Source organism: Micromonospora sp. NPDC049139 (assembly GCF_055586845.1).
In genome coordinates, this window is record NZ_JBVJHK010000008.1 from 159,552 (window position 1) to 176,504 (window position 16,953).

The 16,953-nt window shown below is 76.6% G+C and carries 11 protein-coding genes; 6 read left to right on the top strand and 5 right to left on the bottom strand.

Annotated features, from left to right (window positions below; all coding sequences use genetic code 11):
• Nucleotides 1-21: 21 nt before the first annotated feature.
• From ACZ6Q9_RS16615 to ACZ6Q9_RS16635, 5 genes are all read right to left on the bottom strand, one after another.
• Entirely contained in the window at nucleotides 22-2,184 is a 2,163-nt protein-coding gene (locus tag ACZ6Q9_RS16615) for a serine/threonine-protein kinase (protein ID WP_396829301.1), read from the bottom strand.
• A complete protein-coding gene (locus ACZ6Q9_RS16620) occupies nucleotides 2,181-3,050 on the bottom strand; it encodes a hypothetical protein (protein WP_396829302.1) in 870 nt (289 codons plus the stop codon). The genes ACZ6Q9_RS16615 and ACZ6Q9_RS16620 overlap by 4 nt, the downstream gene beginning before the upstream one ends.
• A gap of 13 nt (nucleotides 3,051-3,063) precedes the next feature.
• The gene (locus ACZ6Q9_RS16625; RefSeq protein ID WP_393458826.1) at nucleotides 3,064-4,101 is read right to left on the bottom strand and encodes a transporter substrate-binding domain-containing protein; all 1,038 of its coding nucleotides are present in this window, start codon (nucleotides 4,099-4,101) and stop codon (nucleotides 3,064-3,066) included.
• Nucleotides 4,102-4,148: 47 nt separating this feature from the next.
• Nucleotides 4,149-5,537, bottom strand: a complete 1,389-nt coding sequence (locus ACZ6Q9_RS16630; protein ID WP_396829303.1) for a hypothetical protein — start codon at nucleotides 5,535-5,537, stop codon at nucleotides 4,149-4,151.
• A 291-nt stretch (nucleotides 5,538-5,828) separates the two neighbouring features.
• Nucleotides 5,829-7,067, bottom strand: coding sequence for a PucR family transcriptional regulator (locus ACZ6Q9_RS16635; protein WP_396829305.1), 1,239 nt, complete (start codon nucleotides 7,065-7,067; stop codon nucleotides 5,829-5,831).
• An 84-nt stretch (nucleotides 7,068-7,151) separates the two neighbouring features.
• Between ACZ6Q9_RS16635 and ACZ6Q9_RS16640 the strand changes: the two genes are divergently transcribed.
• The 6 genes from ACZ6Q9_RS16640 to ACZ6Q9_RS16665 all read left to right on the top strand — a co-directional run bounded on the left by ACZ6Q9_RS16640 (nucleotide 7,152) and on the right by ACZ6Q9_RS16665 (nucleotide 16,936).
• On the top strand, nucleotides 7,152-8,240 hold the full coding sequence (locus ACZ6Q9_RS16640) for a ferredoxin reductase (protein WP_393458817.1): 1,089 nt from the start codon (nucleotides 7,152-7,154) through the stop codon (nucleotides 8,238-8,240).
• Nucleotides 8,241-8,254: 14 nt separating this feature from the next.
• Nucleotides 8,255-9,397 carry a fatty acid desaturase family protein gene (locus ACZ6Q9_RS16645; protein WP_393458814.1) on the top strand — a complete coding sequence of 381 codons (1,143 nt, stop codon included), beginning with the start codon at nucleotides 8,255-8,257 and terminating at the stop codon, nucleotides 9,395-9,397.
• A gap of 262 nt (nucleotides 9,398-9,659) precedes the next feature.
• On the top strand, nucleotides 9,660-10,832 hold the full coding sequence (locus ACZ6Q9_RS16650) for an alanine--tRNA ligase-related protein (protein ID WP_396829307.1): 1,173 nt from the start codon (nucleotides 9,660-9,662) through the stop codon (nucleotides 10,830-10,832).
• A gap of 272 nt (nucleotides 10,833-11,104) precedes the next feature.
• Entirely contained in the window at nucleotides 11,105-12,877 is a 1,773-nt protein-coding gene (locus ACZ6Q9_RS16655) for a non-ribosomal peptide synthetase (RefSeq protein WP_393458808.1), read from the top strand.
• Nucleotides 12,874-16,029, top strand: a complete 3,156-nt coding sequence (locus tag ACZ6Q9_RS16660) for an AMP-binding protein (protein ID WP_396829308.1) — start codon at nucleotides 12,874-12,876, stop codon at nucleotides 16,027-16,029. Before ACZ6Q9_RS16655 ends, ACZ6Q9_RS16660 begins: the two co-directional genes overlap by 4 nt.
• Entirely contained in the window at nucleotides 15,965-16,936 is a 972-nt protein-coding gene (locus ACZ6Q9_RS16665) for a thioesterase domain-containing protein (protein ID WP_396829309.1), read from the top strand. Before ACZ6Q9_RS16660 ends, ACZ6Q9_RS16665 begins: the two co-directional genes overlap by 65 nt.
• The last annotated feature ends 17 nt before the right edge of the window (nucleotides 16,937-16,953 follow it).

A 16,953-nucleotide genomic window follows, 5' to 3' on the forward strand; every position in this document is an offset into this window, starting at 1 on the left:
CGTCGGGGCCGGCGGCCGGGCTCACCACCACGTCACCGGCCGGTACGCGTTGGCAAGGTCGACGAGCGCGATCCGCTCGCGCCGGTCGGCGGTGCGCCGGGCGCGGGACCGGCAGCGGCGCTCGAACGCGCCGCGCAGGGCGTCCTCCTCCAGCGGGTGGCCGAACAGTCGCCGCCCGGCGTGGCGCCCGGCGGCCAGGTCGCAGTCCAGCGCGATCCGCAGGATGTGCGCCTCGACCTGCTCGCGTTCGTCGAACGGGGGCAGCTTGTCGACCATTGCCGCGGCGTCGAGCGCGGCGTCGAGCCGGTGCCCGTCGTCCGGCGCGTCGAGCAGGATCCGCACCGCGCAGGTCACCGCCACCGTCGAGGCCCGGGACGACTCCGGCACCTTCAGCAGGGCGTCGGCGGCGCTGCGCGCGTCGGCTGTCGCCAGCAGGCAGCGGGCCAGCCCGAAGGCCGCGCCCACCACGCCCGGGTCGGTGTCCCACACCCCCCGGTAGTGGTCGGCGGCCGTGCGCGCGTCGCCGTCGAGCTCGCAGGCCACCGCGTACGCGAGCCGGGTGGAGACCTCGCCCGGCAGCCACCCGTAGACCTGCGCGAACCGGCGGCGGGCGGTGCCGAAGTCCCGGCCCACCAGGGCCACCAGGCCGCGGTGCCACCACAGCGACCAGTCCCGCAGCTCCTCGGGGAACTCGGCGAGCAGCGGCCCCGCCTCGTCCGCCCGGCCGGCGGCGAGGTGTGCCCGGACGGCGCGGTAGGTGACCTGCGCCGTCCGCTCCGGGGCGGTCCTCAGCAGCTCGATGAGCTCCGCCGGGTCGGCCGGGCCGAGCGAGGCGAGGAAACCGGCGGCCGGGTCGGCGCCGTCGACCAGGGGCGCGGGCAGACCGAGCGTGATCTCCACGACGTCGAGCGCGTCCCCGTCGGTGTGCAGGCCGAACGCGCACGCGGAGGGACTGAACAGGGTGGACCGGGTCGGCCGCGGCACGCCGTCGCCCGCCGAGGCGACCTGCCGCCGGACCCCTCGGACCTGCTCGCGCATCTCGGCGGCGGAGGCGAACCGGTCGTCCGGCTCGGCGGCGGTGGCGCGGGCCAGCAACCGCAGGAACGGGTCGAGCCGCGCCGGCACGGGCAACCGCAGCAGGTCCTGTCCGGGCGGGATCCGGGTCACGTCGACGGACCGGGGCACCAGGGTCAGCGCCGCGAGGGTCCGGCCGACGGTGTAGAGGTCCGACCGTACGCTCGGGCCGGCCGGCCCCAGGCGTTCCACCTCCGGGGCGGTGAAGCCCGCGGTGCCCCAGGCCGGGCTCACCGTGTTGTCGATCCGGCGGGCGGCACCGAAGTCGACGAGCTTGATCGGGTCGTTGGCGCCCTGGCCGCCGACCCGCATCACGTTCTCGGGCTTCAGGTCGCAGTACAGCCAGCCCTGGTCGTGCAGGTACTCGAAGGCGTCGAGGATCTGCACGCCGTACCCGAGCGCCTGCGCCACGTCGACGGCGCAGGAACCGCCGCCCGGCCCGGCCGCGCTGCGCGCCTCCTCGAGGGTGCCCCCGTTGACGTACTCCATCACCAGGTAGCCGGCGTCCCGGTCGGACTCGGGCCGCAGCGCGTGGGTGATCGTGACGATGTGCGGGTGGTTCAGCGCGATCAGCGCCTGCCGTTCGGCGACGAACGCCGCGACGGCCTCCCGGTCCTCCGGGTTGCGCTGCCCCTTCAGCACCCGCCACGCGCCGTCCATGTCCTCGTCCCGGGCGAGGAACACCCAGCCGACCCCGCCGTTGCCCAGGCAGCCCTCGATCCGGTAGCGCCTGGCCCGCAGGTCGCCGTTGGCCAGCGGCGGGGTGAAGGAGTACCGGGTGCCGCAGTCCGGGCAGTATCCGGCGACCCGGGGCAGCCGGCGCCGGCAGGTCGTCTTCGCGCAGTAGCGGGAGTGCTCGGGGACGACCGGCTGCGACACCAGCGCCGACAGCGGGTCGTGGGGCCGGGCGGTGGGCAGCACGGCCGGCTGCTCCCACGGCCGGGACGCCGTCCGCGCCGGGCGCCGGTCGAGGTCGGGGCCGGGGCTCGGCCCCGTGCCGGTGGCGGCGCCGGACCCGGCGCACTCGTGCCCCCACAGCCGGCAGAACCCGTCGGAGTCCACCCTGCCGGGGCAGTTGCGCTCCGCGCAGCCGCGGCTGACCGCCGTCATCGCGTCCCCCCGTTCACGGCCTGCTGGTAGGCCCGGACTGCCCGGCTGGCGCCGGTCACGTCGAAGACGTCGGGGCGCAGCGCGGCCCGGGCGTCCCGGTAGCTCTCCTCGACGTCTGGATGCTCGGCCCGGCCCACGTCGGCGGCCTTCTGCCGGTACGCCTCCAGCCGCCCCGTGAGCTCCAGGTGGCACCGGCGGCGCAGCCGGCGCCGCGCGGCGTCGGTCAGCTCGACCGCCCGGTCGACGGCTTCGGACAGCGTCCCGTCGTCCCCGTCCGGCCCGGCGTCGCCGCGCAGCCACCGCCCCCGGCCCGCCGCCTCGGCGGCGGCGACCTGCTCCAGCAGCCCGTCGACCGCGAGCCCGGCCACGGGGTCGGCCCCGTCGCCCAGGCCCTCGGCGGCGACGTCCGCGGCGAGCCGTCGGAGCCGCTCCACGGAGGAGCGCAGCCGCTGCGCCCGGACCACCAGCCGGTCGCGGCCGTGCGCGTCGACGATCCGGCGGATCCGGGCCACGTGCTCGCGGGCCGCCACCACGACCTGCTCGACGGTCATCTCCTCCAGGCGGACCGGCTCGCCGGTCGCCGCGGTGAATCGGACCCGGCAGGGGCCGGCCAGCAGCCGGGCCAGCGCGTCCGCACCGGCGGGCGTGGACCGGTCGACGCCGTCGAGGTCGTCGACCAGGCGGTCCAGGGCCAGCGACAGGCAGCCGAGCCGGTGCAGCAGGTCCCGGGCCTCCTGCGCGGACGCCGCGGCGGGGCCGGTCGGCTGCCGGAAGGCATCGGTGACGAGCTGCTGCACCTCGAGCAGGCTCTCGCACACCCAGGCGTGCGCCGCCAGGGTGGCGTCGAGGCGTTCCCGGTCGGACATCAGGCGCCGCCCGTCAGTCGGTCGGCCGCGGCGTGACCGGCGGCGGGTCGGGGGGCGGCCACACCGTGGTCGGCGGCTCGGGCGACGGCATGCCCCTGTCCCGGTGCCCGGGGATCCACCGGTCGTGGGCCTGCCGCCACACCGTCGCGGTGTGCGGCGACGCCAGCACGTGGTTCACGTACGCGGCCAGCTCCCGGCCGTGGTCGAGGTGGAACGCGAAGGCGTGCGGCTCGTCGGTGAACCAGGTGCAGTCGGAGTCCTGGTGGTACGCGCAGAACTGCCGGTCGCGGCGCGGCGGCTCGGTCACCAGCATCGTGTCCGGGGCCATCTGGGCGAAGCCCAGCAGGATGTTCTCGTCGGTGCTGACGCCGTCGACCTGGCCCTGGCGCAGCATGACGAGGCAGTCGACCGAGTGGACGGCCTGCACCGGCACGAGCCGCTCGCCCGCGAGGGTGCGGTAGCTGGAGATCATCGCGAGCGAGGTCGTGTTCGCGCCGGCGCAGACCCGCTTGCCCCCGAGCTGCTCCATGCCGGCGTACTCCGGCACCCCCTCGGCGCGTTCGCGGACCAGCACGCTCTGACCGGAGTCGAGGTAGTCGTTGGAGAAGACGACCCGCCGGGCGCGTTGGCACGTCGCCGTCAGGGAGGTGGCCACGACGTCGATGTCGCCGCTCTCGATCATGGTGAAGGCCCCCTGGCCGGGCGGCACCACCTTGAAGGTGAGCCGCTCGCGCGGGTCCTCCGTCGGCCAGACGGCCCGGGCGACCGCCAGCATCAGCTCGATGTTGAAGCCCTCGAACCGCTGGGTGCGGGCGTCCCAGTGGCTCATCGTGGCGTCGGACGGGTCGACGCCCACCACCAGCTCGCCCCGGTCGAGGATCCGGGACGGCGGGGTCGGGTTCGCGGGAAGGCTGCGGCGCACCGGGCAGATCGCGTCCGCCCCGTCGGTCGTCGGGACCGTCGCCACGCCCTGCGGCCGCGCCGGGGGCGCGGGGGGCGGCGCCGTCGGCGCGGTGCACCCGGCCAGGGCGGTCAGGAGCGCGGCGAGCATCGCCCCGCGGCCACCGCGTCGCGTCGTCGGCGCACTCCGGGGCGCGTTCACTGGTACTCCAGGTAGCGCTGGCGCAGCCCGGCGACCACCCCGGCGGCGGCGAGCAGCGTGACCCAGGCGGCCGTGCCGCCGAGATGGCGTGGCGCCTCGGGCAGGTCGGCCACCATCCGGGAGACCTCCTCGTTGCGGGCGGTCAGGTCGGCGAGGAGGTGGCCCTCCGCGGTGACGAACGCCCGGCCCGCCGAACCCTCGCTGAGCACGGTGTCGACAGCGTCGCGGAACGCGTTGGGCGTCCGGCTCTGCCGGGCCGGCCAGACCGCCTCCGTCAGGGCGGTGCAGTCGATCCGGTCCCTCGGGGGCTCCTGCCCGGCGGGATCGGCGCAGAGGTCCCGCCGGTCGAAGTCGGCCTTGTGCCCCGCCGGGTCGACGCTCGCCCCGAGCCCGAGGTAGACGTCGGCGCGGCCGGCCAGCAGGGTGCCGAGTCGCTGCTGGGTGGCGCTCTGCGCGTCGATCGCCCGTTCCAGCTCGGGGAACCTCCGGTCGGCGTCCGGCCAGTGCCACCACGACGAGACCAGCATGGCCAGCACGGCCGCGGTGCCCAGCGAGGCCAGCAGCAGGCCGGCGTTCAGCCGGCGCCGGGTCCGCCGGCGCAGCCACACCTGCACCACCACCAGGGCGGCGAGGGTGCCCAGCGGCACCAGCACGGACGCGGCGAGCCACGGCCGCGCGTCGGCGCGGGCCTCGAGCAGCCGCCGGGTGTCGTAGTTCCACAGGCCCTGCGCCGCGGTGAGCAGCTCGGTGGACATGTAGTGCGACGCCTCGCGGGCGTAGGCCGAGGCGAGCACGGCGCGGGCCGCCGCGTCCTCCGCCCCGGTCTCCGCCGTCGTCTCCGCCGGCGTGCAGGGGCGGCGCTGCTCCGCGCCGGGAAGCGTGGGGAGGGGGCCGGCCACCCGCAGCGCGGCGCACACCACGTCCCGGTAGACCTTCAGCCGCGCGGCGATCGTCGCCAGCCTGGTCAGCCGGTCGGGGTCGTCGACGGCGTTGCCCATCGAGTCGGTCAGCGTGCGCTCCACCTCGTGCACCGCCGCGTCGTACGCGCCGACGAGCGAGACGCGCCGGTCCTCGGTGGGCGGGAGCAGGAAGACGGCGCTGGCGGCGACGTCGGCGTCGGCGAGGCCCTGGTAGATCTCCCGGGCGGTCGTGCTGGTGCGCACGGCGGTCTCGGCGGACCGCTCGCCGAGCGTGGTGGCGGACGCCCGGGACTGCACGGCGACGGCGGCGGTCGCGGCGAGCGCGGCGACCAGCACGGCGCCGCCGACCACGATCAGCGCCGGGGTCGTCCGCAGGGCGTCGCGGAGCCGGCCCGCGCGACGTCTCCGTCGGGTGGCCGGGGCCGACCGGTCGGCCCCGTGTCCGTCCCCCGTGTGCGGCGCCATGCACGTCCTCTCGCTCGCCGGCCCCGCCCGACGGCCCTCCTGGTGCGGGTGGCGCGGTGTCGGAAGCAGCCCCGTTCCGCCCCGCCGCGCGGCGACCACCGGCCTTGCCGGCGGCCGACGTGGTGATCGTGGGCGAGGAGGGACCAGGGTGCCAGACGAAGTCGGCCGGCGATACGGGTATGTCCGGTATCTGACCTGATCGTTCCCACGCGGCGTGCCGCGCTCGGTGCGCGTCCCGTCGCCGATCACGGACCGGGGGCGGGATCGCGTCCACGAGGGTCGACGGTCCGATCAGGACGGTGGGTCGCCGGCCCCGTCGCGGGGTGGGAAGGCCAGGGCGAGGGTGAGGTCGAGGACGGTCCCCGGATCGGTCAGCCGGTCGCCGTACAGCTCGCGGAGCTTGCCCATCCGGTAGCGCACGGTCTGCGGGTGCACGAAGAGGTCGGCGGCGACGTCGTCGCGCCGGCCGTGGTGCAGCAGCCAGGAGCGCAGCGTCTCGACGAGGCGGTCGGCGGTGGCGGACGGCAGCGACGCCAGCGGCGCCAGGACCCGGGCGCGCAGGTCGGCGATCCCCTCCGGGTCGGTGCTCAGCACCAGCTCGGCGAGGTGCTCCTCGGTGTCCAGCGCCGGACCGTCGTGGGGCGGGTGGAGGCCGAGCGACAGGGCCCGGATCGCGCGCTGGTAGGAGGCGGCGACCCGGGTCCACGGGCGGGCGGGGCCCAGCACCGCGCGCCGCCCGCGCAGCACCCGGGCGAGCTGGCGCCGCCGGTCGCCGTGCGTGTCGGGCACCAGCAGCACCGCGAGGTCCTCGCCCGCCCCGGCCGCCGGCAGGTCGTCGCCGCTCTCGAGGGTGTGCGAGGGCAGCAGCGCGAGCGCCGCCCGGAGGTTGGCCCGCGGCAGCAGGACGACGGTGAGGGTCTGCGGCGGCGGCCAGTCGGCCCGGTCGGCGCTGCGCAGCAGCGCCTCCTCGGGCTCGCCGGCGAGCAGCCGCTGGGTGAGCCGTTCCAGGTTGCGGCGCCGGGCCCGGCCCACGCTGGCCAGCTCGTCGGCGTGCCCGGCCACGCTGGCGGCGGAAAGCTCGTCGATGTACGCGAACATCAGCTCGGCGAACTCGGCGACGGTGGCTGCGGACGACCCGCCCTGCACCGTGGTGGTCGACATCTCCCGCCACGAGACGCGGGCGCCCACCCGGTACGCGGCCAGCAGCGCGTCCATGCTCCGGCCGGAGCGCGCCTCGCCGCTGCCGAGGGCGTACGCGGCCTCCAGGGCGCCGACCAGGGGCGTGCTCGGGTCGGCGCCCTGGGACCGCTCGATGAGCTGGAGGAACGTGCCGAGCGCGAGCTGCACCGCGGTCTCGATCTTCTCGCGCATCTGGCCGGTGAGGGTGCCGGAGTAGCTCGGAACCTCGGCGGTGATCGCGGTGATCGTCCACTCGGCGAGCAGCGGCAGCCGGTCGCGCAGCGCGCCCGCGACCCGCGCGTCCAGTTCGAGGCGGGCGGCGCGCCGGGTGGCCTCGGAGCGTTCCGACACGTTTGTTCCCTTCGCACAAAAAGGCTCGATCGGTTCACCTTCGCAGGCCAAGATTTTATGCCAGGCCGCCGCGACCATCGAATCATGACGACCACCGTCCCGCGCCCACCCGCGAAGGCGTCCCTGCGGGGCCGCATCCTGCGGCTGGCCGCGTCGGTCACCACCCCGCTGCTGCCCGACGACTACCTCGACCTGGTGGCCCCGCTGCGCTCGGGGGCGGACCTGCGCGGCCGGATCGTCGCCGTCCGCCCCGAGACCGCCGACGCGGCGACACTGGTGATCCGGCCGGGCCGCGACTGGCGGGGGCACACCCCCGGCCAGTACGTCCGCCTCGGCGTCGACGTCGACGGCGTGCGCCTGTGGCGGGCGTACTCGGTCACCTCGGCCCCGACCGCCCGCGGGCCCATCTCGATCACCGTCAAGGCGATCCCGGACGGCGTGGTCAGCAACCACCTCGTCCGCCGGGCGCAGCCCGGGACGCTGGTCCAGCTCGACCAGGCCCAGGGCGACTTCGTGCTGCCGGGCCGGCCGCCCGCCCGGGTGCTCTTCGTGACCGCCGGCAGCGGGGTCACCCCGGTGATGGGGATGCTGCGCTCGGGCGTGCTGGCCGGTGCCGACGTCGTCGTCGTGCACTCCGCGCCGACCCCCGCCGACTCGATCTTCGGCGCCGACCTGCGGGACCTCGCCGCGCGGGGCGCGATCCGGCTGGTGGAGCGGCACACCGACGCCGACGGGCTGCTCACCGTGGCCGACCTCGCCGGTCTCGTGCCCGACCACCTCGACCGGGAGACCTGGGCCTGCGGCCCGGTCGGCCTGCTCGACGCGCTGGCGGAGCACTGGACGGCCCAGGGGTGCGGCGAGCGGCTGCACACCGAGCGGTTCCGGCCCACCGTCATCTCGCCCGGGGAGGGCGGCACCGTCACCTTCACCCGCTCGGGGGCGACCGTGGCGGCCGACGGCGCCACCCCGCTGCTCGACGCCGGTGAGAACGCCGGGGTGCTGATGCCGTCGGGCTGCCGGATGGGCATCTGCTTCGGCTGCGTCCTGCCGCTGCGCCAGGGCGCGGTCCGCGACCTGCGCAACGGGGACCTGACCACGGCGGTGCCCGGCGACGGCGTCCTCATCCAGACCTGCGTGTCGGCCGCGGCCGGCCCCTGCGACATCGACCACTGACCGGAGTACCCGACGTGACCGTGATCCAGAACAAGCCCGTCAACCCGATCGCCCACCTGACCGCCGAGGACATCGAGACCATCGGCAAGGAACTCGACGCGATCCGCGACCGGGTGATCGCCGACCGGGGCGAGCGGGACGCCGCGTACATCCGCCGGGTCATCTCGACGCAGCGCAGGCTGGAGCTGGGCAGCCGGGTGGTGCTGCTGTTCTCGCTCTTCCCGCCGGCCTGGATCGTGGGCACCGCCGGCCTGACCGTGGCCAAGATCCTGGAGAACATGGAGATCGGCCACAACGTCCTGCACGGCCAGTGGGACTGGATGCGGGACCCGAAGATCCACTCCACCACCTGGGAGTGGGACCACGTCTCGCCGGCCGACCAGTGGAAGCACTCGCACAACGAGCTGCACCACCGGTACACGAACGTGATCGGCAAGGACAACGACCTCGGCTACGGCATCATGCGCGTCGACGAGGACCAGCGGTGGCACCCGTTCCACCTGGGCCAGCCGCTGTGGAACTTCATCAACGCCTGCTTCTTCGAGTACGGCATCGCCGCGTACGACCTGGAGCTGGGGCGCAACCTGCGCAAGGGCCGGCACAAGAAGCCGGAGTTCCGGGCCCGGGCCCGCGCGGTGGGGCGGAAGATCCGCCGCCAGGTGCTCAAGGACTACGTCCTGCACCCGCTGCTGTCCGGGCCGTCGTTCCTGCACACGCTGGCCGCGACGTTCACCGCCAACCTCCTGCGCAACCTGTGGAGCCACTCGGTGATCATGTGCGGGCACTTCCCGGAGGGCGTGGAGACCTTCTCCCGGCGCTCGATCGAGGGCGAGACGCGCGGCGAGTGGTACCTGCGGCAGATGCTCGGCTCGGCCAACATCAGCGGCAGCCGGCTGCTGCACATCATGACCGGCAATCTGTCGTACCAGATCGAGCACCACCTCTTCCCCGACCTGCCCAGCAACCGCTACCAGGAGATCGCCCCCGAGGTGCGGGCCCTGTTCGACCGGTACGGGCTGAAGTACACCACCGGCTCGCTGCCCCGGCAGGTCTTCTCCGCGTGGAAGAAGGTCTTCCGGCTGTCCCTGCCCAACCGGAAGACGCCCCGCCCGGTCGACGACCGTCCCGCCCCGGCCCTCGTCTCCGTGGGTTCCTGACCCTCCCCGACGCCGCCGCCCCCGCGCGAAACGCGCTGGGCGGCGGCGTCGGCGTGCGCGTACAGTCGGGGGCATGGAGATCAGGTGTTCCTTCGCCGCCGCGGCCGCGCGAGCTTCGCGCTCGTCGGTCGCCGCCGCCTGACCTCACCACCTCCCGCCGGCGACCGGAAACGGTCCGCCGGCGTTCTTCTCCGTCGTCCCGGCCCGCCGGTTCCCCGGCGGTGGACCCTTTCCGGCCGCCCCACCCGGAAGGCCGTCCGCCATGACGTACGACCCGATCAGCCGCACCTTCGTCGACTTCTTCCGCGAGCGCGGCCACGAACTCGTGCCCGACGGCTCGCTCGTCCCGCCGCCGGGCGACCCAGTGCTGTTCACCACCTCCGGCATGCATCCCCTGACCCCCTACCTGGAGGGCCGACCCCACCCGCTGGGCCGGCGCCTGGTGAGCGTGCAGCGCTGCCTGCGCACCACCGACCTGGACGAGGTCGGCGACTCCACCCACCTGACCGTGTTCCGGATGCTGGGTTCCTGGTCGCTCGGCGACTACGGCCTCCCGCAGAGCCTGCGCTGGGGCTACGAGCTGCTGCGCGACGGCTTCGGCGTCGACCACGACCGGCTGCACGTGACGGTCTTCGGCGGCGACGACCAGGTCGGCCCGGACGAGTCCTCGTTGCGCACCTGGGGTGAGCTGGGCCTGCCCGTGGAGCTGACCGGGCAGGAGAACTGGTGGTCCAACGGCCCCACCGGGCCGTGCGGACCCGACACGGAGATCTTCGTCTGGACGGGGGACGGGCCGCCCCGGGGCACCCCCGGCACCGACGGCCGGTGGATGGAGGTCTGGAACCACGTGCGGATGCGCTACCGCCGGCACCCGGACGGGAGCCTGACGCCGCTGCGGCAGCCCAACGTGGACACCGGGATGGGCCTCGAACGGCTGGAGATGGTGCTGCGGGGCCACCGCTCCGTCTTCGAGACCGAGGGGCTCGTGCCGTGGGTCCGCGGCGTCCGCAACGTGTGGGACCTGCGGGACGAGCCGCTGCGCCTGGTCGGCGACCACCTGCGGTCGAGCGTGGTGGTGGTCGGCGACGGCGTCCGGCCGTCGAACACGGGTCGCGGCTACGTGCTGCGCCGGCTGCTGCGCCGCGTACTCACCACCCTGTGGCGCGACGAGCCGTCCCGCAGCCTGTCCGACCTGCCCACCGGGCCGGTGCGGCACACCCTCGACGGGTTCCGGCAGGGCGTCACCGTCGAGGAGGTGCGCGAGGTGCTCTCCGGCGAGGAGCGGCGGTTCCGGGAGCTGCTGCGGCGCGGGCGCCCGGTGGTCCGGCGCCGCCGGTCCCGGGGGCCGCTGACCGACGAGGACTACCGCGACCTGCACGACACCCACGGGCTGCCGCGCGACCTCGTCGACGGGCTGCTGAGCGAGGTGGGGTGAGCCGGCCCGCCCCGGTCCCGCGTCGGGTGCGGCCGCCGGGTCACCGTGGGTTTCCCGCCTGCTCCGTTTAGCGAAGTCGACATCCGCGCGTCAATAGACCTACGTGCATGAAAATGGAGGCGAACGCCGTTTCGGCCCGTCACCGTCGATGATGGTCGTGACACGTGCCGTGGTGCCAGGATGACTCGCGTAACAAGCGTTGACGTGCTGTTACGCACCCCTTCCGCCGCGCGACCTGGAGGCGCTGTCGTGACCCGACCCTGCGGGGAGCCGTGACCGCCACCGCACGTGCCGGTCAGCACCGCCCCACCACCGTCCCCGCCCAGGTGCTGCGCGCCGCCCGGACACATCCCGACCGGCCGGCGGTCGTCGACAGCCACCGCACGCTGCGCTACCGCGACCTCGTCACCGCCGCCACGAAGCTGGCCGGGGCGCTGGCCCCGACGCTGGCCGCGGGCGACACCGACGGGCGGGTCGTCGCGGTGCTGCGGCCGCGTACCGCCGACGCCGTCGTCGGGCAGCTCGCCGCCTGGTTCTGCGGTGCCGCGTTCCTCCCGCTGGACCCGGCGCTGCCGGTGGCCCGGGTCGCCCGGATCCTCACCGACGCCGGCTGCCGCGTCGCCGTCACCGCCGAGGAGTACGCCGACCGGCTGCCCGCCGGGGTCATCCCGGTCCGCGCGGGCCGGGAGGAACACCTGCGGCTGCCCGACGCCGACGACCTGGCGTACCTCATCTCCACCTCCGGCTCCACCGGCCGGCCCAAGCAGGTCGAGGTCGCCCACCGCAGCCTGTGGACGGTCCTCGACTGGTACGCGACCGCCTTCCGCCTCGGCCCCGGCGTGCGGACCGCCGCCTTCGCCGGGCTGGCCTTCGACGCCGCCCTGCTCGACCTCTGGGCGCCGCTGATGCGCGGCGCCACGGTGCTGCTCGCCGACGAGTCGGTGGCCCGCGACCCGGAGCGGGTGGCGGCGACGGTGCGCGAGGTCGACCACTGCTTCCTCACCACCCCGCTCGCCGAGCACCTGCTGCGCGCCGGCGCCGACACCGGCCGGCTGCGCAGCCTGGCCACGGGCGGCGACCGGCTGCGCACCTGGCCACCGGCCGACTTCGGCGCCGCCGTGCACAACCTCTACGGCCCCACCGAGGCGACCATCCTGGTCACCGCCACGTCGGACCTGCGCCGGCACACCGACCGGACCGGTCCGCCGCCGATCGGACGGCCGGTCGCCGGCGCCCGGCTGGCCCTGGCCCCGACCGGCCCCGAGGACGGTGCCGAGCAGGGTGAGCTGGTCGTCGCCGGGCCGGTGCTGGCCCGTGGCTACCGGTCCGCGCCCGCCGAGACCGCCGCCGCCTTCGGCGTCACCGACGGGGAGCGGCGCTACCGCACCGGGGACGTCTGCCGGCGCGACCGCGACGGCGAGCTGCACTTCGTCGGCCGCGGCGACGGCCAGGTCAAGGTCCGCGGCCACCGGATCGAGCTGCGGGAGGTGGAGTTCGCCCTGCTCGCGATGCCCGGCGTCGGCCAGGCCGCAGCCGGCACGCTCGACCGGGACGGGCAGACGCTGCTGGTGGCCTGGGTGGTCGGCGCGGTCGACGCCGACGGCGTGCGGGACTGGCTGCGTTCCCGGCTGCCCGCCGCGATGGTGCCGCACCTCGTGGAGCGGTGCGACGCCCTGCCGCTGACCACCAACGGCAAGCTCGACCGGGCCGCGCTGCGCGCCGGCACCGCCCGGCGGCTGGCCGGCGAGCGCGGGGACGGCCGGGACGCGCCGGGGGACCGGCCGACCGAGGCCGGGACGGCGGTCGCCGAGGCGTGGCGGGCCGTGCTGGGCGCCCCGCCCCGTCCCGACGACGACTTCTTCACCGTCGGCGGCGACTCGCTGCTCGCGGTGCGGCTGAGCGCCCTGGTCCGGCAGGGCCTGCGGGTCGACGTGCGCGCCACGCTGCTCTACGAGCACCGGCGCTTCGCCGACTACCTCGCCGCCGTCGAGGCGCTGCGCGCCGCCGGGCCGGTCGCGGCGGACGGGGTCGGGGCGGCCCGGTGACCGGCACCCTGCTCAGCCGCCTGCTCGCCGCCGCCGACCGGCGGCCGGACGCGGTCGCCGTGCACGCCGAGGACGCCGTCGTCACCTGGGCCGGGCTGCGCGACCTGGCCGGCCGCTACGCCGCCGGCTACGCCGCGCGCGGTGTCGGCCCCGGCGACCGGGTCGGGGTGCTGCTGGAGCCCGGCGCGCATGCCGTCGCCGCCGCCGTCGGCGCGTTCGCGGTGCGGGCGGCGTACGTGCCGCTGGACCCGCGCCAGCCGCCGGCCCGCGTCGCCGCGCTGCTCGACGCCGCCGAACCGGCGCTCGTGGTGGCCGGGTCCGCCCCGCCCGGGCGGCCCGTCCTCGCGCCGGCCGCCGTCGGGGCCGGGCCGGCCACGCCCCTCACCGACACCGGCGAGCCGTCCGACGTGGCGTACGTGGTGCACACCTCCGGCTCGACGGGCGCGCCGAAGGCCGTGCAGGTGGAGCACGGCAACCTGGTCAACCTCCTCGCCGACCTCGACGACCGCGCGCCGGCGCCGGACGGGCACACCGGCACCTGGTGGACCCGCCCCTCCTTCGACGTCGCGGTCTGGGAGTGCTTCGCCCCGCTGGTGCGGGCCGGGACGGTGCGGGTCGTGCCGGACGGGGCGCGGCACGACGGCGCCGCGCTCGCCGGGTTCCTGGACGCGGCGGGGGCGGGCAGCGCGTACGTGCCGCCGGCGTTCCTGCCCGAGCTGCGGGCGCTGCTGCGCGCCGAGCCGGGGGCGCTGACCGGGCTGCGGCGGCTGCTGGTCGGCGTCGAGCCGATCCCGCGCCCGCTGTTGCAGGACATCGCCCGCAGCAGGCCGGCCCTGACCGTCGTCAACGGGTACGGCCCGGCCGAGGCGACCGTCTGCTGCGCCCTGTACGTGGTGCCCCGCGACGGCGCGGTGGCCGGCGAACGGACCCCGATCGGCACCGCCGTGCGGGGCACCCGGCTGCTGCTGCGCCAACCCGACGGGTCGTGCCGCCCGACGGGGACCGGCGAGGTGGTCGTCGCCGGCGCGGCGGTGGCCCGCGGCTACCTGCGGGACCCGGGCGGGGAACCGGCGTTCGGCACGGCGGCCGACGGCACGCGCAGCTACCGGACCGGCGACCTGGCGCGCACCCTGCCCGACGGCAACCTGCTCTTCCTCGGCCGCGTCGACCGGCAGGTCAAGCTCCGCGGCTTCCGGATCGAGCCGGCCGAGGTGGAGGCGGTGCTGCGCCGGCTGTCCGGCGTCCGCGACGTGGTGGTGGCGGCCCGGCGTTGGGACGAGCTCGGGGACGTGCTGGTGGCGTACGTGGCGGCGGAGCCGGGGGCCGGGCTGACCGAGCGGGCGGTACGGGACCACGCCCGCGACCGGCTCCCCGGGTACGCCGTGCCGGCGGTGGTGGCCCTGCTGCCCCGGCTGCCGCTGACCCCGCACGGCAAGTACGACCACGACCGGCTCGCCGCGCTGCCCCTGCCCGCCGCCGGCTCCCCGACCGGCCCCGGGGGCCTGGCCGACGTGCCCGGCCCGGTCGACGTGCCTGACCCGGTCGACGTGCCCGACCCGGCCGCCGTGGTGCTCGACGCCTGGCGGCGGGTGTTGCCGGCCGGGGAGATCCGGCCCGGCGACGCCTTCCTGCCGCTCGGTGGCACCTCGCTCGCCGCGGCCCGGGTGGCCGCCCGGCTGACCGAGCGCACCGGCGTGCCGGTGACCCCCGCCGACGTCCTGCGCGCCCCCGACGCGGCGGCCCTCGCCGCCCGGCTGCGCGAGGCGTCGACCGGCCGGTCGCGCGACGCCGCCGGGCGGGTCGCGTCCGGCGGTCCGGCGCTCGCGGGCGCGCCCTCGACGACGGCGACCGCAGGCGCGCCCCCGACGCCAGCGGGCGCGCGGTGCGCGCCGCTGACCCCCGAGCAGCTCGGGCTGTGGCTGCACGACGAGCTGAACCCGGGCACCGACCTCTACGTGGAGCCGGTCTGGTTCAGCACGACCAGCCCGGTGGACCGGAGCCGGCTGGCCGCCGCGCTGCGCCGGGCGGTCGCCGCCCACCCCGCGTTCGGCGCCGGGCTGCGGCTCGTCGACGGCCTGCCCGAGCTGGTGCTCGACCGGCACCCACCGACCGTGGAGACGGTCGACCTCGCCGACGGCGCCACCCTCGACGCGGCCGTGCGGGCCCGCGCCCGCCGCCCGTTCGACACGACGGCCGAGCCGCTGCTGCGCTGCGCCGTGCTCGGTTCCGGCGACCGCACCGACCTGCTGCTGGTCTGGCACCACCTGGCGGTCGACGCGTGGTCCCTGCGGCTGTTCCTGGCCGACCTGGCCCGCTGCCACGACGACCCGGCCTGGTCGCCCCCGTCGCCCGCCACCACGCTGTGCGACCTGAACCTGCGCCGGTCGGCCCGGGTCGCCGACGCCGCCGCCCGGGAGGCCGTCCGCGCCACCGCCGCCCGGGTGCGCGGGATCGCCGAGCCGGCCCCGGTACCCGGCGGCACCGGCCGGACCGTGGTGACCCGTCCGGTGCGCGCCACGGCCCGGGCGCTGACCCGGGCGGGCGACGGCACCGCGACCGAACTGGCCGCCGCCGCGTACGCGCGGGCGCTCGGCGCGCTGCTCGACCGGGACGCGGTGGTCGTCGGCTGCGCCACCACCACCCGCCGGGCCGCCGACGAGTTCGACGTCGCCGGGTACGCGGTCAACACCGTGCTGCTGCCCTGCACGGACCTACGGAAGCCCTGGCCCGACACCCTCGGCCGGGTCCGGACGGAGCTGCGTCGGGCGGTGGCCGAGCAGGCCCCGTTCCGGGAGGTGGCGGCCGAGGTGCTGCGGGGCACCGGCGCCCCGCCCGGCGCCTACCCGACCTGCTATCTCGACTCGGTGGAGGAGCCCGAGCTGGTCACCGGCCGGGTCACCTGGCGGCGGCGGGAGCTGCGCCGCTCCGCTAACCGCTTCCCGGTCTGCCTGACCCTGCGTCAGCACCCGGGTGGGGCGTTGTCCGTCCTCGTCGAGGCCGACGGGCGGGCGCTCACCCCGGACGCCGCGGCGGCGCTCGCCGCCGCCGTCACCGACCAGCTCGACGCGTACGCACAAGGAGACCCCGATGGCACGGACGATCGCGTTGCGCCAGGTCAGCGAGGGACGGTCCGGGTGCCTGCTGACGGTTGAGTTCGCCGGCGACTCCGCCGGCCCCGGCCTCGCCGCCACCCTCGCCGAAGCCGAAGCCGAAGCCGAGGCCGGAGCCGAGGCCGAGGCCGGAGCCGGAGTCGAGGCCGGAGCCGGAGTCGAGGCCGGAGCCGGAGTCGAGGCCGGTGTCGAGGCCGAGGCCGGTGTCGACGGGGCGACGGGAGCCGGGGCGGGGTGCCGGCCGGGCGGGCCCGGGCGGGGCGGCCGGCACGAGATCTGGCGGCTGGACCCGGTGACCAGCCTGGAGCTGCACCCGGGGCTGCCCGGCCACCGCGACCTGGCGGACGCCTGCGCGGCGGAGTTCCTCCGGCTGCGGCCCGCCGACGCCGGCCCGGTGACGGTCGTCGGCTACTGCAGCGCGGCGGTCTTCGCCCACCACCTGGCCCGCGCCCTCGCCGACGCCGGCGGACCACCGGTCCACCTGGTCCTAGTCGCGGCGACGGTGCCCGACGAGGAGACGGTCCGCCACGAGTACGCGGTGCTGCACCGCAAGCTCACCGGCGATCCCGCGCCGGCCGACCCGACGCCGCTGCTCGCCGACCCGGTGACCACCGTGGACCGGTTGCGCGACGAGCTGACCCGGCTCGCCAGCGCCTTCGCCACCGCCAACGGGTTCGACCCGGCCGAGGCGGAGACCGCGGCCGACGAGATCGCCGGCCGGTACCTCGCCTGGCTCTGGTTCCTGCTGGATGCCGCCGGCACCGGCCCGGCCCCGGTGCCGTGCCCGGTGGTCGAGGCGCGCGACGACGCGGAGGCGCTCGGCCTGCTGCGGGTGTGGGCCGTTGACGGGCAGACCGTCGGCACCGGCGGAGACACCCGGGGACGAGCTGACGGGAACGGAACACGCGACCGGGGGGCCGCGATGACGGGACGACGGGGGCCGCGATGACGGAACGACGGGGGACG